The organism is Vibrio sp. RC2502, assembly GCF_054850435.1.
On sequence record NZ_CM141453.1, the window covers coordinates 2,464,841 to 2,489,636 of the forward strand.

The following is a 24,796-nucleotide window of genomic DNA, read 5'->3' on the forward strand; positions in this document are numbered from 1 at the left end:
TCCATGTAAAACAAATTAACCAACATTATAAATTAAACAAAGATATAACCATTAGATATGCAGGAATGCCTAATCCCTATATAAAGTCGAATGCAAAGATAGTGTGTGGTGTAAGCTCAAAGAGCCGAGCAGTCTGGCAAACGTTCAATTTTGACTTGAATAACGATGAAGTCGTGCCAGTAAAAACCATGCCAAGCACGAGCGAATAAACGTTGGCACTTGGCGAGTATTAGGTGGGGTGTGTACATTCAGAGCTGCTGAGGCAATCATCCGTTGTCATGGACGAAAATACCTTAAGTTTAGCTACACACCCCTTTGTTGTTCGTTTCTACTGTTATTTTTGTACAGCTTTGAACCTCGGATTTGTCTTACAAATAACGTACAAGCGCCCTCTTCTTTTCACTATCTGACAGTCAGGATGACGGCTCTTCGCGCTTTTAAGTGATTTCACAACTTTCATGACTTATTCCTTCTCACTAGTAAATTGACCAAAACGACGGTTGAAGTTCGCAATACGCCCTTCCGCTTGAACCACTCGTTGCTTACCTGTGTAAAACGGATGAGAAGACGACGACACATCCAATGTGAAGTACGGGTATGTTTTTCCGTCTTTCCACTCAATGGTGCGATCGGTTTTCAATGTTGAGCCGACAACAAAGTATTCATCCACACTTGTGTCATGAAACACCACTGGACGATAGTCAGGATGGATTCCTGGTTTCATTTCAATTTCCTTCAAATTAAATTGTTATGTTATAACATTTTAATTAATAATCATTCCCAATAAGAAATGCAAGAGAAATTTGTGATACTTTTTCACTTAAATGAATCTTGAAGAAATTTGCTATGTATTCGATTGAGCCGATTGGCATCATTGAAACCCCTTACAAAGAGAAGTTTGCCGTCCCTCGCCAACCGCGCCTAATTCCAGCCGCTAAAGCGCGAGTAAAACTGTTAGGCGAGGCAAATAGCCCAGAAGCGGTGCGCGGATTAGAACAGTTCTCTCACGTCTGGTTATTGTTTCTGTTTGACCAAAATTTGGAGGCAGGATGGAAACCAACCGTACGGCCTCCTCGTTTGGGTGGAAATGAGCGTATTGGCGTGTTTGCTTCACGCTCTACCTTTCGACCAAATGGCATTGGAATGTCGGCAGTCGAAATGAAAGGCATCACGAAGAAAGGTGATCAAATATATATTGATCTTGGCAGTGTTGATTTGGTCGATGGCACACCGATTGTCGACATCAAACCTTATATTCCTTACTCAGATGCCATTCCTGAAGCGATTGGCGGCTACGCTGGTGAGGAGCCTGAAAAATCGAACGTCACCTTTTCGTCTCAAGCATTGGCGATGCTAGCAAAGCGATCCGATACTCAATATGTACAATCGGTGATCGAACAAGTTCTGGCGCAGGATCCACGTCCTGCATACAAGAAGAACAAACCGGATACCAAGGAATATGCGGTAAATTTGTTCGATCTGAACGTTAAGTTCAGCGTGAATAGCAACTTAATAACAGTTACGGCGATTGAAAGCTTTTGACAAAGCCATTTGGCTGATATTATAGACGGCTAACAATTTTCCCTTCTTGGGACCTTCATACTCCTGTCCATTCTGGCTTGAGTAACTAACTTTAATAAACGGATAAATTTAATGCGTACCAGTAATTATCTTCTTTCTACTCTGAAGGAGACTCCAAACGACGCAGAAGTAGTGAGCCACCAGCTCATGCTACGTGCAGGTATGATCCGTAAGCTGGCTTCAGGTCTTTACACCTGGCTGCCTACTGGTCTACGTGTGCTGCGTAAAGTCGAAAACATCGTTCGTCAAGAAATCGACAATGCAGGTGCAGTCGAAACTTTGATGCCCGTTGTTCAGCCGTTTGAACTATGGGAAGAGACAGGCCGCAGCGAGAAGATGGGTCCTGAGCTACTTCGCTTTACTGACCGTCATGTTCGTCCGTTTGTACTTAGCCCAACAGCTGAAGAAGTGATCACTAGCCTTGTGCGTAATGAAGTGAGCTCTTACAAACAGCTTCCGCTAAACCTGTACCAAATCCAAACTAAATTCCGTGACGAGCGTCGTCCACGTTTCGGCGTAATGCGTGCACGCGAATTCTGCATGATGGATGCATACAGCTTCGACATCGACAAAGCAGGTCTAGAGAAATCTTACCAAGCAATGCACGATGCTTACTGTAAAGCATTTGACCGTATGGGCCTTGAGTACCGTCCAGTACTTGCGGACTCAGGCGCTATCGGTGGTAGTGGCTCTCAAGAGTTCCACGTACTTGCAGACAGCGGCGAAGACCTAATTGCATTCTCTACTGAGTCTGATTACGCAGCGAACATCGAAAAAGCAGAAGCGTTAGCGCCTGCGGTAGAACGCGCAGAACCAACTCAAGAAATGACACTAGTTGATACTCCAAACGCGAAAACAATCGCGGAGTTGGTTGAGCAACACGGTCTACCTATCGAGAAGACGGTTAAAACGCTATTTGTTAAGGCGTCTGACGAAATCGATGCACCAATCATTGCGTTGATCGTTCGTGGTGACCACGAGCTAAACGAAGTGAAAGCAGAAAACCTACCTCAAGTGGCTTCCCCACTAGAGATGGCATCAGAAGAAGAAATTCGTGAACTGATCGGTGCTGGCCCTGGTTCTCTTGGCCCTGTCGGCCTTGAACTGCCATTCATCGTTGACCGCAGCGTAGCAGTCATGAGCGACTTTGGCGCCGGCGCAAACATCGACGGTAAACACTACTTCGGTATTAACTGGGGTCGTGACGTTGAACTGGGTCAAGTAGAAGATCTACGTAACGTAGTAGAAGGCGATCCAAGCCCATGTGGTAAAGGTACGCTAATGCTGAAACGTGGTATCGAAGTTGGTCATATCTTCCAACTTGGTAACGTTTACTCAGAAGCAATGAACTGTAGCGTTCTTGGCCCTGACGGTAAAAACGTAATCCTAGAGATGGGTTGTTACGGCATCGGTGTATCGCGTGTTGTTGCTTCTGCGATTGAACAGAACCACGACAAATACGGCATCATTTGGCCAGACGCAATTGCACCTTTCCAAGTAGCAATCGTGCCAATGAACATGCACAAATCTGAGCGCGTAAAAGAAGCAGCAGAGAAGCTATACGCGGAACTAACTGCTATGGGCATTGAAGTTCTATTTGATGACCGTAAAGAACGCCCAGGTGTAATGTTCTCTGACATCGAATTGATCGGTATCCCTCACACTATCGTGATTGGCGATCGCAGCATGGATGAAGGTAACTTCGAGTACAAGAACCGTCGTACTGGTGAGAAAACTCCAGTAGCGATGGCGGATATTGTTGAGCACGTTAAATCTCAACTTAAATAAACGCCTAAAAGGTTTCGATTAAATAAAAGGGTTGGCTTCGGTCAACTCTTTTCTATTGTCCTCAGAAATGACACTGCCCCTAATTTCTTTACTATTCATTTCGTTAATCTTTGGTTCAGCTTGTTGTTTGTACACTGATCTCAACATTTACAGGAGGTCAGTTATGGATTTAAAAAGTCTTCTAAACCAAGCGCTCAACTCTGATTTACTCAAACAAGGTGCTGACGCCCTGGGTAAGCAAACTCAAAACATCAAATCATCATCCAGCTCTAGCCAGTTCAAAACTCTCGGCGCAGGAGCCATCGGTGGTGGATTGATTGGCATGCTTATGGGCTCAAAGAAAAGCAAAAAGATGGCGAAGAAAATGGGTTCTGGCGCGCTTAAAGTCGGTGGAGCGGCAGCACTCGGTGCACTTGCCTACAAAGTGTATAACGATTGGCAAGCTAAGCAGAGTGATCAAGGCGTCCATGAACCCTTCGATCCACAAGATAGCAAACACAGCGCATTAATTTTAAAAGCCATGATTGGTGCAGCTAAAGCCGATGGTCATGTCGATGATGTGGAAATGGCCCGAATTGAACAAGCCCTTACAGAAATGGGGGCAGATGAACACGTTCGTCAGTTGGTTCAGCAAGAGTTGCATAAGCCACTTGATCCAGTAGAAATCGCAAGCCAAGCGTCGACACCACAGCAAGCTTCTGAGATCTATTTAGCGTCACTCATTGTTGCCGATGAACAAAACTTCATGGAAAAAGCTTACTTACAAGAACTGGCTAAGCAGCTTCAGCTTTCTCCGGAAGTGACGTATCAATTAGAATCGCAGATGCAGTGATTAAAGCTTGTCCAAGATGCACCTCAACTTGAGCCAAAACAACTCTCAGCTTTGAGTTTCAAATCCGCTATGTGTATATTGAGATAAGTTATCATTTAGTGGAAAGAAAACATGCAAGTATACGGCTGTTGTGAATTAGTTCGTGAGCTTTATGCTCAAATTGGTAGCGGCGATCAAGCCTACATCCCTCAAGCAATTTCTTGTGCAGTGAAAGCGCTAAACGATGTTGCGGCGGATGAATCTTTGCCAAAAGAAGTACGTGAGAAAGCGGCGTTTGCGGCTGCAAACCTACTGATTTCAGATTTTGAGGACAAGTAATGAACTTAGCGAACTTTGAATCGATGGACCCAGTCATGCTGATGAGTATCGTCAACATGAAGCTACGTGACGACTTCGGCGGTGATCTGGATAAGCTGGTTGCTTTTTTTGATATAAACCGCGCGGCACTTGAAGCAAAATTGGCTACGGCAGGGTTTGATTTTTTACCCGAAGCAGGTCAGTTCCGTTAATCACGACGGCAACCCCAACGACAATAATGAAAAGGGCTTGATGAATACATCAAGCCCTTTTCGTTTAAGCTGTATCTTTGCTTGTTAACCGAATGATGCCCAGATCACCGTCGCAACTAATACAGGGCACACAAACTTCACATACGCAGGCCACAATTTACCAAACCAGCCTTGTGTGAATTCAGGGCAACCCTGCTCAAGCTCTTTAATTTTAGAGTTACGATTCCATACCCAACCACCAAACAAGCAGAACAGTAGTGCCGCCGTTGGCTGTAAATACTGAGTTGCAACCGTTGCAACCATGCCAAACAACGCGCCAAAGTTGTACACAATCACTACGCTGAACAGAGCAATAAGACCACCTAGCACCCAGCTAGTCGCACTGCGCTTAGTATTGAAACGTTCACTCACTAACGCCACCGGACACTCTAACATTGAGATGGAAGACGTCAGCGCCGCAATCGTCAGCAATAAGAAAAACACGATTGAGAACAGTTGGCCAAGTAAACCTAAGCTATCAAACATCAGTGGCAATACGGTAAATACCAAGGTGTCTGAGCTCAATAGAGAACCGTCTTCAGCGTAGATTTGGACACCTTTTTGCATCGCAACAAACATCGCTGGCATCACCACTAGCCCTGCAATAAAGGCAACAGCCGTATCGACCAAGGTCACATTCATTGCCATCTTGGGAAGGTTCTCTTTCTTGCTCAAGTAAGAGCCGTAGATCAGCATTGAACAACCACCAATCGTCAGTGAGAAGAAGCCCTGCCCCATTGCAGCAAGAATTAGTTTACGGTCCCATACTTTCTCGAAATCAGGCACCAAGTAATGCTTCAGACCTTCCATCGCGCCGTTTTGAGTCATGATGTAAACAAACAGCAAACCGAATAACACGAACAACGCAGGCATTAGACGTGTTGACCATTTCTCAATGCCTTGTTTAACGCCACCTTGCACGATCAAAATGGTAAGTACATAAAATGTAATCGTACCGAACAAGTTGCGCTCTACACTAAAACCTTTTAACCATTGAGTCGCCGCTTCCATTCCCATGATGTCGGTAACCGCACCTAGCAAAAAGCAGATCAACCAACCGCCAACAATGGAATAAAACGCTAAGACTGCACTTGGTACACTCAAACCAATCCAGCCCACAATACCGCCAAGCTTTTTGCCTGTCGGGTGGTTGGTTAATGCACGCATGCTATCTACTGGGTTGGCTTGACCATGACGACCAATCGCCATTTCAACCACCAGCATAGGAAAAGCAACGATCAGAATCATCACTAAGTAAACCAGCAAGAAGGCTCCACCACCATTACTTGCTGCTTGTGTTGGGAAGCCCCAAATATTACCCAGACCAACCGCAGCGCCGGCGGCTGCTAAGATGAATCCGAGACGAGAGCCAAAATGCTCGCGAGGCTGAGAAGAAGTTTGTTGTGTCATACCACTCACACAAAATATCAATGAACTAGCTAACTAGTACACTATAGCAATATTAACTAATCAACAAGAGCAAGCAGGTCAAATACTCGACAAACGATACAAATGACAGACATTCAGTTTGTAAATTTTTACATACATCTCATATTCATCATGCCGCTATCAGACCGTTATTTGCTATCAAATCGACTGTATCACCACGCAAAAACCACTGATTCATTCATCGTGAAGTGAGCCGAAAAATAATGAGCTCGACTGTAAGAGGCGAATAGTTCCTCGTGATATTGTGTCGAAAAGCAGAATATTGTGCTTCGCTTTTTCCCCCTTATATCTATTTATCAGCTAGTTATTACTCTGTTCTCATTTATATCCATGACTCAAGGAGAGGAAAATGAAGGTCACTCTACTTCACGGAGCGGTGGTCGCTGCACTCAGTGTTAGCTATCAAGCTCAAGCCTACAACTGTCAAAGCCTGCCTGATTGGGATAGCACAGCGATCTACACCTCAGGCACTCAAGTGAAAACTCAAGGCGCCGCCTATGAGGCCGCTTATTGGACACAAGGTAACGACCCCGTCACCAACTCAGGCTCATGGGAAGCGTGGAAGGCATTAGGTCAATGTGATGGAGGAAACAGTAATCTGTCGCCAACGGTGTCCTTCTCTTCTCCAACGAACAACGCGCAAATTCCTGAAGGCAGCGCCATTACTCTGTTAGCCAATGCGTCCGACGAGGACGGACAGGTCACACAAGTGGAGTTTTTAGCGGGTGACCAAACCGTTGCTATCGTCACCCAAGCGCCATTTGAGGCTTCTTGGACCGCAGCCCAAGGCGTTTCTCAACTCACCGCGATTGCGACAGACAATGAAGGCGCTGTAACCTCCACAACGGTTGCTATCGTCGTTCAGCCTCAAGTAGAGCTGCCGCCACCTAGCATTACTCTCACTAGCCCAACAGGTACGGAAACACTGAGTGTGGGGGATAACCTAACCGTCACTGCTCAAGCTGATGACTTTGATGGCGTAGTTACTCAAGTTGAGTTCTTCGTTAACAACCAATCTGTCGCCATTGATACCAGTGCACCTTACGAATACCAATGGACAGCGAGTGTTGGCACGTACTCATTTAAAGCTCAAGCGACAGATGACTCTAATCTCTCTACCATGAGTCAAGAAGTGGCGCTTGTCGTCACGAATTCAGAAACAGGCAATGGTGGGTGTGCTGATGCTCTACCTTACGTTGCTGGCACGCGTTATGAAGTAGGTACTCTGGTTTCTAATCTTAACCAAAAATATCGTTGTGACGTTGCAGGTTGGTGTTCGTCCGATGCAACATGGGCCTACGAGCCAGGTGAAGGCCTGTACTGGAAAGATGCTTGGACTGGCCTAGGAGCGTGCTCAACACCACCTCAAGTTACCATTACCGCCCCAACTGATGGGCAAGTCGTGCTCGCAGGCAGCAACAACGAAATCACAGCCAACGCAAGCGACTCAGATGGCACGGTTACGCAAGTGGAGTTTTACGCGAATAACGCTCGCTTAGGTGTCGTTACTCAAGCGCCATATTCCGTAACTTGGAACGCCACACTTATTGGCGCTAACCAGCTTAAAGCCGTCGCAACCGATAACGACAACAATACGTCAGAATCTGTTGTGAACATAAATGTCAGTGATAAAGATTTAGTCATTTCTCTTACTTCGCCTAGCGCAGGTCAAACGGTTGGCTTAGGCAAAAATCTCGCATTAAGCGCCGATGCAACGTCTTTAACTTCAGGCATTAAGCAAGTTGACTTTATGGTCAACGGCGCCGTTGTCGCCACAGATACGACTGCACCTTACTCTGCGAACTGGACACCAGCCGCAATCGGACAGTTTACCGTAAGCGCTCAAGCCGTCGATCTTGCCGGAAGCACCGCATTATCTGACGCAGCAGCGGTGACAGTTGTAGAGCAGACAGAAAAACGTCATAAACTGATTGGTTACTGGCACAACTTCGTGAACGGTGCGGGTTGCCCAATCAGACTGGCAGACATGGCTGATGCTTGGGATGTGATTGATATTGCCTTTGCTGAAAACGACCGAAACAGCGATGGCACAGTGCACTTCAACCTGTATTCTGGCGATATTTACAGTGATTGTCCTGCACTCGACCCAACGCAATTCAAACAAGATATGGCAGCATTGCAGGCGAAAGGTAAGAAGTTCGTTCTATCTCTTGGAGGTGCTGAAGGCACTATCACTCTAAACACTGACCAAGACGAAGCGAACTTTGTTTCTAGTCTAACTGGCCTTATCGCTGAATGGGGCTTTGATGGTCTCGATGTGGATTTAGAGAGTGGATCTAACCTAGTACACGGTTCACAAATTCAAGCTCGTCTTGGTCGTGCTTTGCTGCAAATTGAGCAAAACATGGGTGGCGATATGTACCTAACCATGGCTCCTGAACACCCTTATGTTCAAGGCGGTTACGTCGCTTACAGCGGAATTTGGGGAGCGTACATTCCCGTGATCAACGATACTCGCAGCACGCTCGACTTGCTTCATGTTCAGCTATACAACAACGGCGGTCTACCAAACCCGTACCTACCAGGTTCTGCACCAGAAGGCTCTGTTGATATGATGGTCGCTCAATCTAAGATGCTCATCGAAGGTTTTGAACTAGCCGACGGCACTCAGTTTGCGCCATTGCGTGATGATCAAGTCGCGATCGGTTTACCTTCAGGCCCAAGCTCGGCAAACTCAGGTCAGGCTCCGACACAAAATATTCTTAGTGCGCTAGACTGTTTAACAAAAGGCACATCCTGTGGCACCGTTAAACCAGCGTTCAACTACCCGAATTATGCTGGCGTAATGACGTGGTCTATCAACTGGGATCAGCATGATGGCTTTAACTTCTCAAAACCTGTTGGTGATAAGTTAACTCAGATGAACGCGCAATAAGCGCCTTTAAGCCGGTTAGGTGCGTTTGGTCAAACCCTCGCAACTCGACCAAAAGATGGAACCACTAAAACGAAAAGAGAGTGCCAAACGGCGCTCTCTTTCTTTGTATTTTTAGATGTTGTTTCTACGCGAAGCGATTCATCAAATGGTAAAGACTCGATAGTCTTTCAACTCAGGAATTTTCTTCAACAAATCGTCTTCTTGCCCTGCCATATTGTCCAGAGATTCACATAAGTCTTCCGCTTGTTGCTCCACCTCTTTCGAATGTTCAGCCAGACGCTGCTCAACTTTCGCACTTAATTCTGCCATGCTTTCAGAGAGTGCTGTTAGGTTTAAACCACCCTCTTCTTTCATTTTTTTCGATAAAGCATCGAACGCGCTAGCCAGAAACTCTTTATTAAAAATCTCCTGCGCTTTTTCAAAATCTTTCGTCCAGCCCTGCGTCATCGATTCAAAGCTGTCTGCAGGCAAAATAAAATCACCATCTTTGTAATAACGAGATTGCACATCAGCAAAGAAGTCTTTAACTGCAACTTTTACGTTATCAAACGCGCCCGGCGCATCCAAACTCGCTGCCACATCATCAATGATGTCATTGGCGAGTTCCAAGCCATCACTCGCTAGCTGCTTAGCTTGAGGGATATAGGCATTCATTTTTTCGCGATATGCTTCAATCGCGGCTTTCTGCTCCGCATCGAGTTCAATCAACTCACCTTTGATGAACAAGTTGTTGTCTTCGTCCACGACGGCTTTATCACCAGAAGTCTGGCGAATTTCCAAACTCTGTCCATCCATACGAACTTCATTATGGATGTCCACACGACATTGCGCTGCATAGCCTGTTGCACTAACCATCAGCAATGAAAGTGTAAAAAGTTTCTTCATGTCATTCTCTTATCTTCAAAATAACTTCTGTTAAACATAACACTCAGTTATACATTTGATGTCAGGACACCGTCACGACTTCGTAACAAGTTGTTTTATCGCCAATTTTCATCTCAAACTCTTCGCCTTCCTCTTTGCCAAGTAACGCTCGTCCTAATGGTGATTTCGCTGTTAAGACAAAGACTTCCTGATCTTGCCAAGCCACCGTTAGTCCACCAGAGCACGGACCGATGAAAAAGCGTTTTTCGATATTATTCTCATCGACGAGAACCACATACGCTCCTACACCTATTGGCGCATCCGTAAAGTCGCGAATAACCATTGAGCGATACTGACGCAATTCGTCCTCACTCTCTTGTACTCGCATTGCTTGGCCGTGAGCAAGATAGGAAGCCTCTAATGCAAGCGTGTCGTACTTATGCTCGGGCACTGTTTCTTCGTCCGTTGCGGCATCAATGGCTCTTTGGGTGGAAGCGTGTGCAATTCGAAGTTTTTCTTCCAATTGATGAATGATGATTTGGATTAACTCAGCTTTGTTCATACTTTTTGAAGGCGCGCTCAGTAAGCAGGATATGTTAATGTACCCTAGTCTATCACCGAAGAAAGGTTTCCCTAACATGCAAAGTACCCAGTTACTACAAACGCTTCAATCCGTGTTTGGTTTTGACTCATTACGCCAAGGCCAACAACCCGTTATTGAATCGGTCATGAATGGTTACTCTGCAGCAGCAATATTTCCAACGGGCTCGGGCAAATCTCTTTGTTATCAACTCCCCGCCACCATGCTGCCAAACCTCACTTTAGTGATCTCGCCATTACTGGCACTAATGAAAGATCAGCTGAGCTTTTTGCAAAGCAAAGGGATCGCCGCCGCTTCTATTGATAGCAGCCAAAGCAGAGAAGAAGCGCAACGCGTAATGGTTGGAGTCAAAAACGGTGAAATCAAAATTCTGATGATTTCTGTCGAACGCCTCAAAAACGAGCGCTTTCGCGAGTTCATTCGTCAGGTGCCAATCTCTTTGATGGTGGTCGATGAAGCGCACTGTATCTCTGAGTGGGGGCATAACTTCCGTCCGGATTACCTCAAGTTGCCGCAATATCAGCGAGAACTGAATATTCCCCAAACCTTGTTGCTGACCGCCACAGCAACACCTGCCGTTATTGAGGACATGAAAAATAAATTCGATATTGCGAGTGACCACATTACTGTAACTGGCTTTTACCGTTCGAACCTCGATATTTCAGTCATCCCTTGCGAAGAGTCCGAAAAGCAAACGCAACTCAACACGATTGTCGCCGCAGCCCCTAAACTGCCAACCATCGTTTACGTAACGCAACAGCAAACTGCAGAGCAAGTGGCTAAGTCATTGATCCACATTGGCGTTAACGCTCATGCGTATCACGCGGGAATGAAAAGTGAAGTTCGTGAGCAAATACAACAGCAATTTATGGCGGGCCAAATTGACTGCATTGTGGCCACGATTGCCTTTGGGATGGGTGTCGACAAATCCGATATTCGCCGAGTAATTCACTTTGATCTGCCTAAATCCATTGAAAACTATGCCCAGGAAATAGGTCGAGCAGGACGAGACGGGCAACGCTCTGAATGCATTCTGCTTGGCAATACTTCTGGGCTAACTGTATTAGAAAACTTTGTGTTTGGCGACACGCCTGAGCGCTCTTCGATTAGTTATGTATTGGGTCAAATCAAAGAGCACCAACCTCAGTGGGAAGTCGTGCCACTACGGTTGTCTCGCGAGAGCAATATCCGCCAGTTACCACTCAAGACGCTGTTGGTGTATTTAGAGCTTGCGAAAGTGATCGAAGCTAAGTTTAGCTACTTTGCCGAATATCGATTCAAATTCCTACAAGATCAGCAATTTATCGTTAACCAATTCCAAGGAGAACGACGCGAGTTTGTAGAAGCCATTTTCACTTGTTCAACCAAAGCGAAAGTATGGTGCCAAGTCGATCTCGATGCTCTTTGGATGCACTATCACTCGGAGCGTAGCCGCGTGGTCGCTGCACTGGATTACTTTCATCAGAATGGTTGGGTTGAACTGGAAAGCAAGCAGCTAACCGATGTGTATTCCGTCTTACCTGAGACACAGAATATCGAAGACATCACGCAGCATCTGTACGAGCTGTTCCAGTCTAAAGAGCGCAAAGACATCGACCGAATTCACGCCATGTTGAGATTGTTCCAATCGTCAGATTGTTTAAGTCATCAATTAGCCAGTTACTTTGCCGACCACAATGCCCCTGCTCACTGCGGTCATTGTTCTGTGTGTCGAGGACAGAGAGCGGCGTTCCCACCTCGGATTTACGACCAACCTGAACCAGCAGTCGCCTCCGCTTGGATTGCAGAGTTTGTCCAACTTTCCCCTTCTGCAATCAGTAACGAAGCCATCGCCCGATTCTTATGTGGCATCAGCACGCCGTTGATCAGCCAACTTAAAGCCTCAAAGCTATCTGGGTATGGTGCATTGGCTAATGTGTCCTTCGAACAGGTACTACAATTAGTTGAAAGTGTGCGGGAATAGATTAAAAGAAGCTGAGTTGGCGAGCTTGCTCTTCTGGCTTGAGCATAACGCTCAAGCCTAAGAGGCGAATTTCACGACCATTTTGACGCTTTAGAATGTCTTTTAGCAGCAACTTAAAGTCCTCAAGTTCTAACTGAGGATGAATGTGTTCAATGGTAGTGAGCTGGAAGTCCGCGAACTTTACCTTAATGCCTTGCTTAATGATCGATTTATCTGGACTGGCACGCTCCAGTCGCTTTTCCAGTTCAGGGTAAAGTTTCTCTTCGATCACTTGCCAGCACTCATCATAAGTAGAGATGTTTTGGCTAAACGTTCGCTCAACACCAACCGACTTTCTCTCACGCTCGACCACAACTTCTCGATCATCGATACCGTGACTGCGTTTCCACAATGATGCGCCTTGGCGACCGAATTGGCGTAACAGTTCTCGATAGTCGCTATTTTTAATGTCTTCACACAGATAAAAGCCCGCTTGATGTAACTTTTCTAGACTGACCTTACCAACTCCAGGGATTTTTTCTAGTGGTAGCTTATCGACCACTTCTTGAACTTTCTCAGGAGGAATAACAAACTGTCCATTGGGTTTGTTCATATCCGAAGCAACTTTAGCGAGAAACTTAATCGGCGCGATTCCAGCTGATGCCGTCAGGCCCAACTCGTTTCGAATATCATTACGGATAGACTCCGCAATCAGGGTTGCTGAGCCCCTGCAAGCTGTCGCATCGGTAACATCTAGGTAGGCCTCATCAAGAGAAAGAGGTTCAATTAAGGAAGTATAACGTTCGAAGATAGCTCGAATTTGCAGTGAGACTTGTTTGTAGATATGCATTCGACCGGGAACAACGAGCAAATGCGGGCAAAGCTGCAACGCACGAGCGGTAGGCATGGCACTACGTACGCCAAACTTGCGTGCTTCGTAGTTACACGTGCTAATGACGCCGCGCTGTTTTTCATGCCCGCCAACCGCAAGCGCTATATCTCGATAATTTGGGTTATCTCGCATCTCGACGGCAGCATACTTAAACAATCCATATCGACATGAATAATCTTTCTGATTCGCTCTGACATACCCGACAAAATACTGGTTAAAAATACAGTATAATTCAATTAACGAAGCAAGAAAATGAAAGATTAAAACCACCGCTCAAAGAACATATTGCCAAGTTTCTAAAGGGTTGAATTATCTTTTTTTATCGCGGTTCAATCACGCAACATTACATCGAGCTGATCCACAAGCTCAGCCCAATCAGCATCTTCTTCAATAGCTTGTTTTAAAAATGCAGCCTGAGAATGTGTCCAGAAACTCGCTTCGTGTAAAGGTGCTGATTCACGTTTATGTCGATGCGTATTGACGAAATCTTTAATTTCTTTGGAAGAGCTCCCTAACCCGAGCTGATTGAAAAGATCAGCCATGCCATGTTGATGTAATTCCATTGTGTCCCCCGACTCGAATGAACCTCTACTTGAGTATATACCTCACCCAATTATGCGCCCGTGAAAGTACTAATATTTCACTCTCTATGTAGAAAGCACGGCGCTTTGATACACGCAAAAAATAACCCAGCCGAAGCTGGGTTATAGAAAAATGATAAGCACTCTATGCTTGCGCGTTACGCGATACGGTCTTTTTCCCACGCAGCTAGCTTTTCAGCACGAGCAGCTTCGCGAGCTTCACGCTTCTTGCGCGCGTCACATGGCTCTGGGCAGTTACATACTTTCTCTATGCCGACTGCGCCAAGACCACCACAGCTGCCTTTCACTACTTTCTTCTGGAAGATGTAGCCAACGGCCATCGCTGCGATCACCGCAACAAACACTGCAAATGTAATTAGAAATGTACTCATAAGAACATGCTCACTTCTGATGTTATTTGTTCATGAATGGCTTGTATGCTTCCGAAGCCAGCTCTTTAAAACCATCTTCCGTTTTCACAATCATGAAAACAGGAATGTTATTTTCGTTCGCGATTTCCATGCCTTTTTCTTCGCCTAGCACCATAAGACCCGTTGCTAGACCGTCAGCAGTCATCGACGATTTATCCAATACTGTCACAGACACCACTTTATGATGGATTGGTTTGCCTGTTTGCGGATTGATAATGTGAGAGTATCGCACACCATTGCTCTCAAAGTAATTACGGTAGTCACCACTTGTTGCAATTGCCATGTCACCTGGTTCGATGATCTCTTGAATAGATCGCTCATCAACCGTTGGTTTCTCAATTGCGATTCGCCATGGCACACCTTCTCGGTTGATACCTTTCAAACGCATTTCGCCACCAACTTCGACCATGTAGTTTTTGATCCCTACCGATTGTAGGTAATCAGCAACCACATCAACCCCCCAACCTTTTGCAATCGTTGACAGATCAACATACAAATTAGGAATGTCCTTTGACAGTTTATTGCCATCAACGGTCAGGTGGTGAATCCCAGTGTTTGCCTTACGAGCCGCTAACTCTTCATCAGAAGGCACTACGTCAGGGCGAGCTTCTGGGCCAAAGCCCCAAAGGTTAACCAGAGGACCAACCGTTACATCGAGCGCACCTAAAGTTAGGCCATTGAGACGAACCGCTTCTTTTACTACGGTTGCCGTTTGCGCTGACACTTCGAAAGGCTCACTTGTTTGATGCTGGTTAAAACGACTCAGCTCTGAGTCTTCACGGTAAGTCGACATTTGATCGTTGACTTCTTCAAGCAGGCGATCGATTTCCGTTTGCAGAGCCTTCGGCGTCGGAATGCCATCTTGCTCAATGTATTTAATATTGTAAGAAGTCCCCATTGTAGGACCGCTTAGATGAATTTGATCAGCAGGCTGTTCACAACCAGCCAAAATCAATAGAGAAGCGAATGCAACAAGCCACTTTTTCACTTGTTTACTCCCATTGTTGTTGAATTGATATGGGAAATAGGACCATGTCCGTCAATCCAATTTCCTATAGCAACTGTTGAATATGGTTTTGTATTCCAGAAAAAATAATGGCTAGCCCTTAGAGAGCTAGCCACAAATACAATCACTTGGAGGGATTAACCACCGAAGTCATCTAGTAGGATGTTCTCATCCTCTACACCTAGGTCTTTCAGCATGCCGATAACAGCCGCGTTCATCATAGGTGGACCACACATGTAGTACTCACAGTCTTCTGGAGCTTCGTGATCACGTAAGTAGTTCTCGTAAAGAACGTTGTGAATAAAGCCTGTGTAACCATCCCAGTTATCTTCTGGAAGTGGATCTGACAGTGCACAGTGCCATACGAAGTTGTCGTTCTCAGCCGCTAGGCCATCGAAGTCTTCAACGTAGAACATTTCACGTTTAGAACGTGCACCGTACCAGAATGACATCTTGCGCTTAGAGTGCAGACGTTTTAGCTGGTCGAAGATATGAGAACGCATTGGAGCCATACCTGCACCACCACCAATGAATACCATTTCTGCGTCAGTGTCTTTCGCGAAGAACTCACCAAATGGGCCAGAGATAGTACACTTGTCGCCTTCTTTCAAAGACCAGATGTACGAAGACATGATGCCCGGTGGTACGTCTGGGTTGTTCGGCGGCGGAGTTGCGATACGAACGTTAAGCATGATGATACCGTGCTCTTCAGGGTAGTTAGCCATTGAGTATGCACGAATTGTTTCTTCATTAACTTTAGACTCGTAACGGAAAAGATTGAACTTCTCCCAGTCCTCACGGTATTCCTGAGGAATATCGTAGTCCGCGTATTTAACGTGGTGAGCTGGCGCTTCAATCTGGATGTAACCACCAGCACGGAAAGGTACTGATTCGCCATCTGGAATTTGGAGCTTAAGCTCTTTGATGAATGTCGCTTTGTTATCGTTAGAGATAACCGTACATTCCCACTTCTTAACGCCGAAGATTTCTTCTGGTAGTTCGATGTCCATGTCAGTTTTCACTGCCACCTGACACGCTAGACGCTCACCTTCACGAGCTTCACCTTTAGTGATGTGATCAAGCTCAGTTGGTAGGATGTCGCCACCGCCAGATTTAACTTTTACGCGACACTGACCACAAGAGCCACCGCCACCACAAGCAGAAGATACGAATACGCCAGCACCAGCTAGAGCACTCAGTAGCTTACCACCTGGTTGTGTAACGATCGCTTTATCAGCGTCACCGTTCACAGAAATTGTAATGTCACCTGTTGGTACAAGCTTAGACTTAGCGAAAAGAATCACTAGTACTAGCGCAAGTACGATCAGAGTAAACATCACTACACCAAGAATAATGTCCATTGACTATTCCTTAATTGTTGCGGTTTACCCGACTTACAGTTGAACACCAGAGAAAGACATAAAGCCTAACGCCATAAGACCTACAGTGATGAATGTGATGCCAAGACCACGTAGACCTGGAGGTACGTCAGAGTACTTCATCTTCTCACGGATACCTGCAAGAGCAACGATTGCTAGCATCCAACCCACACCAGAACCGAAACCGTAAACAACAGATTCAGCAAAGTTGTAGTCACGTTGTACCATGAAAGATACACCACCGAAGATCGCACAGTTTACTGTGATCAACGGTAGGAAGATGCCTAGCGCGTTGTACAAAGGTGGGAAGAAACGGTCAAGAACCATCTCTAGGATCTGTACAAGTGCTGCAATTACACCGATAAAGGTGATGAAGTTTAGGAAGCTAAGGTCCACGCCCTCAACTAACGCATTTTCTTTCAGAACTAGGTTGTAAACTAGGTTGTTCACAGGAACAGCGATAGTCAAAACTACCACAACTGCAACACCTAGACCGAAAGAGGTCTTAACTTTCTTAGATACGGCAAGGAAAGTACACATACCTAGGAAGAAAGACAGTGCCATGTTCTCGATGAAAATCGATTTAACTAACAGACTGATGTAATGTTCCATGACGCCCTTACTCCTTCGCTTCTACTTGTTCTGGTTTAAACACACGGATTACCCAGATCAGGAAGCCGATTAGGAAGAATGCAGATGGTGCTAGTAGCATTAGACCGTTAGGCTGGTACCAACCACCGTTGCTCACTAGAGGTAGTACTTCCATACCAAATAGTTTGCCTGAGCCGAATAGCTCACGGAAGAAACCAACAGTGATAAGAACGAAACCGTAACCTAGACCGTTACCAATACCGTCGATTAGAGAAGGTACTGGCGCAGACTTCATTGCGAATGCTTCAGCACGACCCATTACAATACAGTTTGTGATGATCAGGCCAACGAATACTGATAGCTGTTTAGAGATATCGTATAGGTAAGCTTTTAGCACCTGGTCTACCACGATTACTAGAGATGCGATGATCGCCATTTGAACGATGATACGCACACTGTTAGGAATGTGGTTACGGATCAGAGAAACAGAGAAGTTAGACAGAGCAGTTACGAATGTTACCGCTAGTGTCATTACAAACGCCGTTTCTAGTTTAGTTGTTACTGCAAGAGCAGAACATACACCAAGAACTTGTAGCGCGATCGGGTTGTTATCCAACACCGGCGCCATAATGCTCTTTTTAATGTTTTGTGCGCTAGACATTAGTTCAGACCTCCGTCACGAACTTTTGCTAGGAAAGGACCAAAGCCCATGTCACCTAACCAGAAGTCGAATGTACCTTGAACACCGTTACCAGTTAGTGTCGCACCAGATAGGCCATCAACGCCGTGTTCAGAACCTGCTGGCGCACCACCTTTAACAACCTTGATTGCTGGTTTGTGGTTTTCGTCGAACAGTTTCTTACCAACCCATTGAGCACGCCATGATGGGTTCTCAACTTCACCACCAAGTCCAGGAGTTTCACCTTGCTCGTAGTAAGTGATACCAGACACAGTGTTACCGTCAGTTTCAACTGCAACGAATGCGTACATCATCGACCATAGACCGTTACCGTGAACTGGGATGATAACTTTAGAAACGTCATCACCGTTTTTCACTAGGTATACGATACCCGTGTTAGCACGACGAATGATCTTAGCTTTGTCTTGCTCAGCTGTAAGCTTAATAGACGTCGCGTTGTCTTTCGCTGCTTTACGTTGATCGTAGTTAGCTGCTTTAGAACCATCAGCCGCTTCTTCAACGAATTCGCCTGTTGCGAAATCAACCAAGCGAGGCTCGATGTATTCAGCATATAGCTCAGGTACTTTCTTACCATTTGCTTCAATGCCAGCAACTTCAACAATCTTTGATTGTTTATCTAGGACAGCGTTAGCTTTTTGCTTATCACGCAGACCTACTGCTGCTGTTGATACGATGATTGAACAAACAAGGCTCAACCCGATAACAACACCCAGCGTCTTTTTAATGCTGTCGTTATTACTTGCCATAGCGTGCTAGTCTCCGCTTGATGTTCTTCTCAATTACTACATGGTCGAACAGAGGTGCGAATAGGTTCGCGAATAGAATCGCCAGCATCATACCTTCTGGGTACGCTGGGTTAACTACACGGATCATCACACACATTGCACCGATTAGGATGCCGTACCACCATTTACCTTTGTTAGTAAATGAAGCTGATACTGGGTCTGTAGCCATGAAGAACATACCGAATGCAAAACCACCTAGAACTAGGTGCCAGTGCCATGGCATGTTGAACATTGGGTTGGTGTCAGAACCGACCACGTTAAACAGTGTCGATACTGCAATCATACCGATCATTACACCCGCAATGATGCGCCATGAAGCGATTCGCATGTAAACGATCATCGCTGCACCGATCATTAGAGCAAGAGTCGATACTTCACCAATTGAACCAGGGATGTTGCCGATGAAAGCATCCATCCAAGTGATAGGAGCGCCAGTGATGTTGTTGATCAACGCGCCGCTACCGCCGTGAGCCCATTGGCTAAGAGCAGTTGCACCAGAGAAGCCGTCAGCTGCAGTCCAAACTACGTCACCCGAGATTTGCGCTGGGTAAGCAAAGAATAGGAAAGCACGACCTGCAAGTGCAGGGTTAAGGAAGTTGCGACCTGTACCACCGAAGATCTCTTTAGCAACAACAACACCAAATGTGATACCTAGTGCCGCTTGCCATAGAGGTAGCGTTGGTGGAACGATAAGTGCGAACAGAATAGAAGTTACAAAGAAACCTTCGTTAACTTCGTGCTTACGCACCATACAGAAAAGCACTTCCCAGAAACCACCAACAAGGAATACTGTTGCGTAGATTGGTAGGAAGTACGTCGCACCTAGTAGCATCTTACTGCCGACGCCTGCATCAGCAGAAATCGATCCGCCTAGCATTTCAGTCAGCCAGTAGTGCCAGTTACCTGCGATAACTGTCGCTAGTTGATCACCAGCGTACATGTGGTTTAGAGCTGCAATAGCTTGGCCACCTGCGTTGTACATACCCCAGAACATTGCTGGGAATACCGCAAACCAAACCATGATCATGATACGTTTTAGGTCAACGCTATCACGAACGTGTGAGCTTTTCTTTGTTACTAGACCTGGCGTGTAGAAAACTGTCGCTACAGCTTCGTACAGGGCAAACCATTTTTCATGTTTACCACCAGGCTCAAAGTGATGCTCGATGTCTTCAAGAAACTTTTTAAGAGCCATGGAAATTACCCTTCCTTCTCGATCTTATCTAGGCATTCACGAAGTAGTTGACCGTACTCGTACTTACCAGGACAAACAAAGGTACACAATGCCAAATCTTCTTCGTCTAGCTCTAGAGCGCCCAGTGCTTGAGCACTGTCACTATCGCCCGCGCATAGATCGCGAAGTAGCAAAGTAGGTTCCATATCTAATGGCATTACGCGTTCGTAGCTGCCGATTGGAACCATTGAACGGTCACTACCATTAGTCGATGTTGTCATGTTGAACAACTGACCTTTGAATAGGTGACCAAGGAATGAGCGAGTTACTGAGAACTTGTTCTTACCAGGCATAGCCCAGCCGAGCAGTTCTTTTTCACGGCCTTCGCGTAATACAGAAACCTGCTGATGGTAACGGCCAAGGTACGCGTGTGGACCTGTAGCGTGAGTACCAGTTAGTACTGAGCCAGAGATCACACGAACTTCGCCAGGCATCAGTTCGCTATCTGTTAGGTCGTCAAGGCTAGCACCCATTACGGTACGAACCAGACGTGGGTTATTCACCACTGGACCCGCTAGAGAGATAACACGGTCTGTGTATAGCTCACCTGTTAGGAACAGCTTACCGAACGCGATAACGTCTTGGTAGTTGATGCTCCAAGCCACGTTTTCTGCATTTACTGGGTATAGGAAATGCATGTGGGTGCCAGCAAGACCTGCTGGGTGAGGGCCATCGAAGACGTGTTCTTCTACGTTAGACTGAGAAGAGCGTGGCAAGCTAGTGCCAGATTTACATACGTAAACCTTGCCTTCTGTCAGGGCTGAAAGAATGTCTAGACCGGCAATGAATGCTTCTTGTTGTTCGTTAATGATCAACTCAGGCTTAGCTGCAAGAGGATTAGTATCCATTGCAGTTACGAAAATAGCCTTAGTAGCAGACTCGATTGCTGGAACCTTGCTAAACGGACGAGTACGTAAAGCGGTCCAAAGGCCAGATTCAACCAGTTGAGTCTTGATCACTTCGCGATCTAGACCAGATAGTTGAGCGGCTTCGAACTTATCGAATGTCACCTGCTCTTCACCTGCCACTTCAATCACTACAGATTGAAGGACACGTTTAGCGCCACGGTTAACTTCGATCACTTTACCGGCTGCTGGTGCAGTAAATTTCACGCTAGGGTTCTTCTTGTCTTCAAAAAGAATTTGCGCTTTTTTCACTTCATCACCAACGCGGACATGCATGGTAGGACGCATGCCAACGTACTCTTCGCCAAGCAAGGCGACTTTTTTGATGGTCTTACCATCATTAATCACCTGGGATGGAGTTCCTGCGATAGGAAGATCCAAGCCCTTCTTTATTGTAATCATACGCACTTGCACTACTTTTATCGGGAAAAAGATTCTTTTGATTGCGTAACTTTTAGACACGACATCAGTGTCCGGTTTTGATGTTGTTTAAAACACCAAAATCGCAACATCCTATTAAAAATCTCGTCACATGAAATATGAGAGATTTATCAGGTGCGGTAGTCTAGCATTTTTTAGGAACTTGATGCCATGACCAATCATCAGAATAGAGGGGTAATTTCGATAGAATCAGGTCTAAAAGGTCAAATATTAGTCATAACTTTGACCGAACGCACAAATGACATATTCCACACATATCTTATGGAAATGAAATATTCACAGCCTGAAATATGCTTTAATTTATATTCATTTGTTGAAACGCTGTTAACACATTTTTTAACCAACATTTGTGCCACATTTTTGTCCCACACAAAATGTAAAACAAAAAAAGATGGCCTGAGCCATCTTTCTAAAAACGTCTGGGTTGAAAGGGGTTAACGCCCTCCTCCCATACACATTGGACTGTCTGGTGCACCATTTTGCTCACGTTTCCACTCTTCCTCTGTGTAAGTATGGATCGCAAGCGCGTGAATATGATTGTCTAGCTCATCGGCAAGAATTTGATGAACTTGACGGTGACGGCCAATCAATCTCTGACCGGCAAATAAGTCACTCACAACAATGACTTTAAAGTGACTTTCCGAGCCAGGCGGCACATTGTGCATGTAACTTTCGTTGATGACTTTTAAGTAGCTTGGTTGCAGCTCACTATGTAACTTCTTCTCTATGATTTCTTGGATCATATTCTTTCCTCAATGATGCAAATGCCATAAGTATATACCCAACTCCTAAAGAGGTGGAGACTTGATACTCTTTCCATTTTGCGACTTTGTTTCGCGTTAATACTGGCAAAGGTTCAACCCATTCAGCACTGATGCGTTTAAAGCACGAGCCACAAGCTTGCCACTTTACGCTATTTCGGCGAGTTAAATAGAAAATTTGACAGCTTTTTGTATCTACGTAAGCCATCATTTGCGACAATAATCACTAGTTTATTGAATCAACCTACGTTTACTTATGAAAACCGAATTGAATCTTCACGGTAGAAGCCTCACGCTTCATCGTTTTCCTAAGCGTTCTAACGAAACGCTTCAAGCTTGGGATGCGGGTGATGAGTACCTGATCAATCACGTCGAAGAAATGGCATTACCCGACCATCAAAACATCGTTATTATCAATGACAACTTTGGCGCCCTCGCTTGCTGGTTTTCTGAAAAACATCATGTCACTTTTATGAGCGATTCTTTCGTCTCTCACAAAGGTGCTCAAAAAAATCTTGAAGACAATCAATGTAATAAAGTGGCATTTCTGACCACAATGGACAGTATTCCTGCGAATACAGATCTTGTGTTAGTCCAGCTACCTAAAAGTAATCGTCATCTTGTTTGGATTTTGAGCCAACTTCGCAAAATGCTTCCAACCGCTTGCCCTGTGATTGCTGTAAACAAAGCCAAAGAAATCCATACGTCTACATTAAAATTGTTCGAAAAATACCTTGGAGAGACTAAAACGTCACTGGCGTGGAAAAAGCATCGACTGGTCTTTTCTCAGGCCAATGCAGAACCAAGAATTGAAGTAGATCCAATCACGGCTTGGGGTGTCGAAGGAGAACACATTCAGCTTAAAAACCTGCCAAATGTCTATTCAGGAGAAAGCTTAGACTTAGGTGCGCGTTTTATGCTGCAACATATTCCTCAAGACGCCTCAATCAACCACATTATCGATTTGGGATGCGGTAACGGCGTCTTATCGGTAAAAGCAGGTCAACTCAATCCAAATGTAAGACTGACTTGCGTTGATGAAAGCTTCATGGCGCTTGAATCTGCCAAGCAGAACTTATTGGATAACTTAGGCGAAGGTCGCGACATTCAGTGCGTGGCCAATAACTGTTTGGATGGATTCAAACCTGACAGTTGCGATTTAATCATGTGTAACCCACCGTTCCATCAGCAACAAGCCATTACCGATCATATCGCATGGCAAATGTTCTGTGATGCAAAACAAATTTTGAACCAAAATGGCAAGTTACTCGTCATAGGAAACCGTCACCTCGGCTACGATGCCAAGTTGAAACGTCTGTTTGGCGATAAGAATGTGAAACTCATCGCTTCTAACAATAAGTTCGTGATTTTACAGGCAACAAAAAATCCTGCTAAATTAAGCGCAAAACAATAGAGCTCTCCGAGCAAAATGTTTACAAGGAACAATAAAATGAAAAAACTGTTACTCGCGGCTTCGGTTGCATTACTTGCTGCATGTTCAGCGCCACAACAACCGCAACTGAACCTAATGCCTGAAAGCACCTTGAGCACCAATCCTATTGTACAAGGCAAAACATACAGCTTGACCAGCAAAGACGTGCGCGCAGCGCAGTACGTAGCTTTGGTTGATAACGGTCGTTCAAACATTCTACCGCTTCATGCGAAACAAAACTTACGCATTGCATTAGAAGAAGCTTTAGAGAAACAGTTCTCATCTCAAGGTTTCCACTCTGATTTAAACAGCAACAACGCAATTGAACTGAATGTTCAAGAAGCGCTAGTGAACGTCAAACATTCCGTGATGGAAAACCAAATGGATGCCAAAGTGATACTAGAGATCACAGCAGAAACACCACAAGGCAAATTGGTGAAAACCTATACAGGTACTGCAAAACGCTCTGGCACTTTAAGCGCTTCAGATTCTGATATTGAAGAAACACTGAATGATGTAGTGACGTTAACGCTTAAAGAAATTGCTAACGACCCTGAACTTCGTCAGTACATGCAGGAGCGTTTCTAATGTTACGCAAAGCGATTCTTTCTTTATCATTACTTAGCTGCAGTGTTTGGGCAGGGCCAAAAGTGGCGTTTGAAACAACGTTAGGTTCATTTACCGTCGAACTGAATGAAGAAAAAGCGCCAATCACAGTGGCTAACTTCCTGAAATATGTAGAAGACGGCAGCTACGAAGGTACGATTTTCCATCGTATTATCCCAGGATTCATGGCACAAGGTGGCGGCTTTAACCAAGACATGCAGATGGTAAAAACATACGCGCCAATCAAAAACGAAGGAAACAATGGTCTGAACAATGACCGTGCGACCATCGCAATGGCACGCACTAATGCACCAGACTCTGCAACTCGCCAATTCTTCGTCAACCTCGTCGACAATGACTTCCTAAACTATGGCGCTCGCCCACCTGGTTATGCGGTATTTGGTGAGGTGACTGAAGGATTCGACGTTATCGAAAAAATGGCACAGCAACCGACCACTACAGTAGGTCGAATGCGCGATGTACCAGAGACGCAAATCGTCATTACTAAAGCAACGCTACTCAAATAACCAAATCCATAAGCCCTTTGAATA

At 45.4% G+C, this 24,796-nt stretch carries 25 protein-coding genes and 1 pseudogene; 10 read left to right on the top strand and 16 right to left on the bottom strand.

The features are described from left to right. Positions 1-334: 334 nt before the first annotated feature. Positions 335-460: a type B 50S ribosomal protein L36 gene (gene ykgO / locus ACYJZR_RS11480; protein ID WP_005380299.1), complete on the bottom strand. Its 126-nt coding sequence runs from the start codon at positions 458-460 to the stop codon at positions 335-337. A 3-nt stretch (positions 461-463) separates the two neighbouring features. Next, a complete protein-coding gene (locus tag ACYJZR_RS11485) occupies positions 464-724 on the bottom strand; it encodes a type B 50S ribosomal protein L31 (RefSeq protein WP_005479047.1) in 261 nt (86 codons plus the stop codon). Between the two features lie 122 nt (positions 725-846). Here ACYJZR_RS11485 and tsaA point away from each other — a divergent pair, with 122 nt between their 5' ends. The 5 genes from tsaA to ACYJZR_RS11510 all read left to right on the top strand — a co-directional run bounded on the left by tsaA (position 847) and on the right by ACYJZR_RS11510 (position 4,710). Then, positions 847-1,542 (top strand): tRNA (N6-threonylcarbamoyladenosine(37)-N6)-methyltransferase TrmO, encoded by a 696-nt coding sequence (gene tsaA / locus ACYJZR_RS11490; RefSeq protein WP_005456640.1) that lies wholly within the window; start codon positions 847-849, stop codon positions 1,540-1,542. Positions 1,543-1,653: 111 nt separating this feature from the next. Then, a complete protein-coding gene (locus tag ACYJZR_RS11495) occupies positions 1,654-3,369 on the top strand; it encodes a proline--tRNA ligase (RefSeq protein WP_005479053.1) in 1,716 nt (571 codons plus the stop codon). A gap of 163 nt (positions 3,370-3,532) precedes the next feature. Then, entirely contained in the window at positions 3,533-4,201 is a 669-nt protein-coding gene (locus tag ACYJZR_RS11500) for a tellurite resistance TerB family protein (protein WP_406966210.1), read from the top strand. Positions 4,202-4,312: 111 nt separating this feature from the next. Continuing rightward, positions 4,313-4,519 (top strand): YaeP family protein, encoded by a 207-nt coding sequence (locus tag ACYJZR_RS11505; protein WP_005391765.1) that lies wholly within the window; start codon positions 4,313-4,315, stop codon positions 4,517-4,519. Beyond that, the gene (locus ACYJZR_RS11510) at positions 4,519-4,710 is read left to right on the top strand and encodes a DUF4250 domain-containing protein (RefSeq protein ID WP_005494238.1); all 192 of its coding nucleotides are present in this window, start codon (positions 4,519-4,521) and stop codon (positions 4,708-4,710) included. Before ACYJZR_RS11505 ends, ACYJZR_RS11510 begins: the two co-directional genes overlap by 1 nt. An 84-nt stretch (positions 4,711-4,794) precedes the next feature. On the opposite strand, the gene ACYJZR_RS11515 is transcribed toward ACYJZR_RS11510, so the two are convergent. Continuing rightward, positions 4,795-6,159, bottom strand: a complete 1,365-nt coding sequence (locus ACYJZR_RS11515; RefSeq protein WP_005456537.1) for a sodium-dependent transporter — start codon at positions 6,157-6,159, stop codon at positions 4,795-4,797. 388 nt (positions 6,160-6,547) lie between these two features. Here ACYJZR_RS11515 and ACYJZR_RS11520 point away from each other — a divergent pair, with 388 nt between their 5' ends. Beyond that, positions 6,548-9,094, top strand: coding sequence for an Ig-like domain-containing protein (locus tag ACYJZR_RS11520; RefSeq protein ID WP_273982459.1), 2,547 nt, complete (start codon positions 6,548-6,550; stop codon positions 9,092-9,094). A gap of 141 nt (positions 9,095-9,235) precedes the next feature. On the opposite strand, the gene ACYJZR_RS11525 is transcribed toward ACYJZR_RS11520, so the two are convergent. Both ACYJZR_RS11525 and ACYJZR_RS11530 read right to left on the bottom strand, forming a co-directional pair. Further along, entirely contained in the window at positions 9,236-9,979 is a 744-nt protein-coding gene (locus ACYJZR_RS11525; protein WP_021449939.1) for a YggN family protein, read from the bottom strand. A gap of 61 nt (positions 9,980-10,040) precedes the next feature. Further along, positions 10,041-10,520, bottom strand: a complete 480-nt coding sequence (locus tag ACYJZR_RS11530; RefSeq protein ID WP_015297155.1) for a GreA/GreB family elongation factor — start codon at positions 10,518-10,520, stop codon at positions 10,041-10,043. Positions 10,521-10,596: 76 nt separating this feature from the next. On the opposite strand from ACYJZR_RS11530, the gene ACYJZR_RS11535 reads away from it, so the two are divergent. Then, a complete protein-coding gene (locus tag ACYJZR_RS11535; RefSeq protein WP_406966237.1) occupies positions 10,597-12,522 on the top strand; it encodes a RecQ family ATP-dependent DNA helicase in 1,926 nt (641 codons plus the stop codon). Between the two features lies 1 nt (position 12,523). Here ACYJZR_RS11535 and dinB read toward each other — a convergent pair. The 11 genes and pseudogenes from dinB to bolA form a co-directional block, all read right to left on the bottom strand. Beyond that, positions 12,524-13,590, bottom strand: a pseudogene (gene dinB / locus ACYJZR_RS11540) (DNA polymerase IV). Positions 13,591-13,722: 132 nt separating this feature from the next. After that, the gene (locus ACYJZR_RS11545; protein ID WP_020841183.1) at positions 13,723-13,956 is read right to left on the bottom strand and encodes a DUF2789 domain-containing protein; all 234 of its coding nucleotides are present in this window, start codon (positions 13,954-13,956) and stop codon (positions 13,723-13,725) included. A 176-nt stretch (positions 13,957-14,132) separates the two neighbouring features. Continuing rightward, on the bottom strand, positions 14,133-14,366 hold the full coding sequence (nqrM, locus tag ACYJZR_RS11550) for a (Na+)-NQR maturation NqrM (RefSeq protein WP_005436655.1): 234 nt from the start codon (positions 14,364-14,366) through the stop codon (positions 14,133-14,135). Between the two features lie 22 nt (positions 14,367-14,388). Further along, positions 14,389-15,393 carry an FAD:protein FMN transferase gene (locus tag ACYJZR_RS11555; RefSeq protein WP_005494217.1) on the bottom strand — a complete coding sequence of 335 codons (1,005 nt, stop codon included), beginning with the start codon at positions 15,391-15,393 and terminating at the stop codon, positions 14,389-14,391. 155 nt (positions 15,394-15,548) lie between these two features. Next, on the bottom strand, positions 15,549-16,772 hold the full coding sequence (nqrF, locus tag ACYJZR_RS11560; protein WP_005456545.1) for an NADH:ubiquinone reductase (Na(+)-transporting) subunit F: 1,224 nt from the start codon (positions 16,770-16,772) through the stop codon (positions 15,549-15,551). Between the two features lie 33 nt (positions 16,773-16,805). Further along, positions 16,806-17,402, bottom strand: coding sequence for an NADH:ubiquinone reductase (Na(+)-transporting) subunit E (gene nqrE, locus ACYJZR_RS11565; protein WP_005436652.1), 597 nt, complete (start codon positions 17,400-17,402; stop codon positions 16,806-16,808). A 7-nt stretch (positions 17,403-17,409) separates the two neighbouring features. Continuing rightward, positions 17,410-18,042, bottom strand: a complete 633-nt coding sequence (locus tag ACYJZR_RS11570; RefSeq protein WP_005456515.1) for an NADH:ubiquinone reductase (Na(+)-transporting) subunit D — start codon at positions 18,040-18,042, stop codon at positions 17,410-17,412. Continuing rightward, positions 18,042-18,827 carry a Na(+)-translocating NADH-quinone reductase subunit C gene (locus ACYJZR_RS11575; protein WP_005456526.1) on the bottom strand — a complete coding sequence of 262 codons (786 nt, stop codon included), beginning with the start codon at positions 18,825-18,827 and terminating at the stop codon, positions 18,042-18,044. Before ACYJZR_RS11575 ends, ACYJZR_RS11570 begins: the two co-directional genes overlap by 1 nt. Then, positions 18,817-20,061: an NADH:ubiquinone reductase (Na(+)-transporting) subunit B gene (locus tag ACYJZR_RS11580; protein ID WP_005456580.1), complete on the bottom strand. Its 1,245-nt coding sequence runs from the start codon at positions 20,059-20,061 to the stop codon at positions 18,817-18,819. The genes ACYJZR_RS11575 and ACYJZR_RS11580 overlap by 11 nt, the downstream gene beginning before the upstream one ends. A 5-nt stretch (positions 20,062-20,066) precedes the next feature. Next, positions 20,067-21,407: a Na(+)-translocating NADH-quinone reductase subunit A gene (locus tag ACYJZR_RS11585; RefSeq protein ID WP_406966208.1), complete on the bottom strand. Its 1,341-nt coding sequence runs from the start codon at positions 21,405-21,407 to the stop codon at positions 20,067-20,069. 473 nt (positions 21,408-21,880) lie between these two features. After that, positions 21,881-22,189, bottom strand: a complete 309-nt coding sequence (gene bolA, locus ACYJZR_RS11590) for a transcriptional regulator BolA (protein ID WP_005456570.1) — start codon at positions 22,187-22,189, stop codon at positions 21,881-21,883. Positions 22,190-22,463: 274 nt separating this feature from the next. Between bolA and ACYJZR_RS11595 the strand changes: the two genes are divergently transcribed. Genes ACYJZR_RS11595 through ACYJZR_RS11605 form a run of 3 tightly spaced genes read left to right on the top strand, consistent with a single transcriptional unit; the run spans position 22,464 to position 24,772 of the window. Further along, the gene (locus ACYJZR_RS11595; protein WP_025627298.1) at positions 22,464-23,621 is read left to right on the top strand and encodes a methyltransferase; all 1,158 of its coding nucleotides are present in this window, start codon (positions 22,464-22,466) and stop codon (positions 23,619-23,621) included. A gap of 36 nt (positions 23,622-23,657) precedes the next feature. Continuing rightward, the gene (locus ACYJZR_RS11600; RefSeq protein ID WP_005456550.1) at positions 23,658-24,227 is read left to right on the top strand and encodes a YajG family lipoprotein; all 570 of its coding nucleotides are present in this window, start codon (positions 23,658-23,660) and stop codon (positions 24,225-24,227) included. Beyond that, entirely contained in the window at positions 24,227-24,772 is a 546-nt protein-coding gene (locus tag ACYJZR_RS11605; protein WP_406966207.1) for a peptidylprolyl isomerase, read from the top strand. The genes ACYJZR_RS11600 and ACYJZR_RS11605 overlap by 1 nt, the downstream gene beginning before the upstream one ends. Positions 24,773-24,796: the final 24 nt, after the last annotated feature.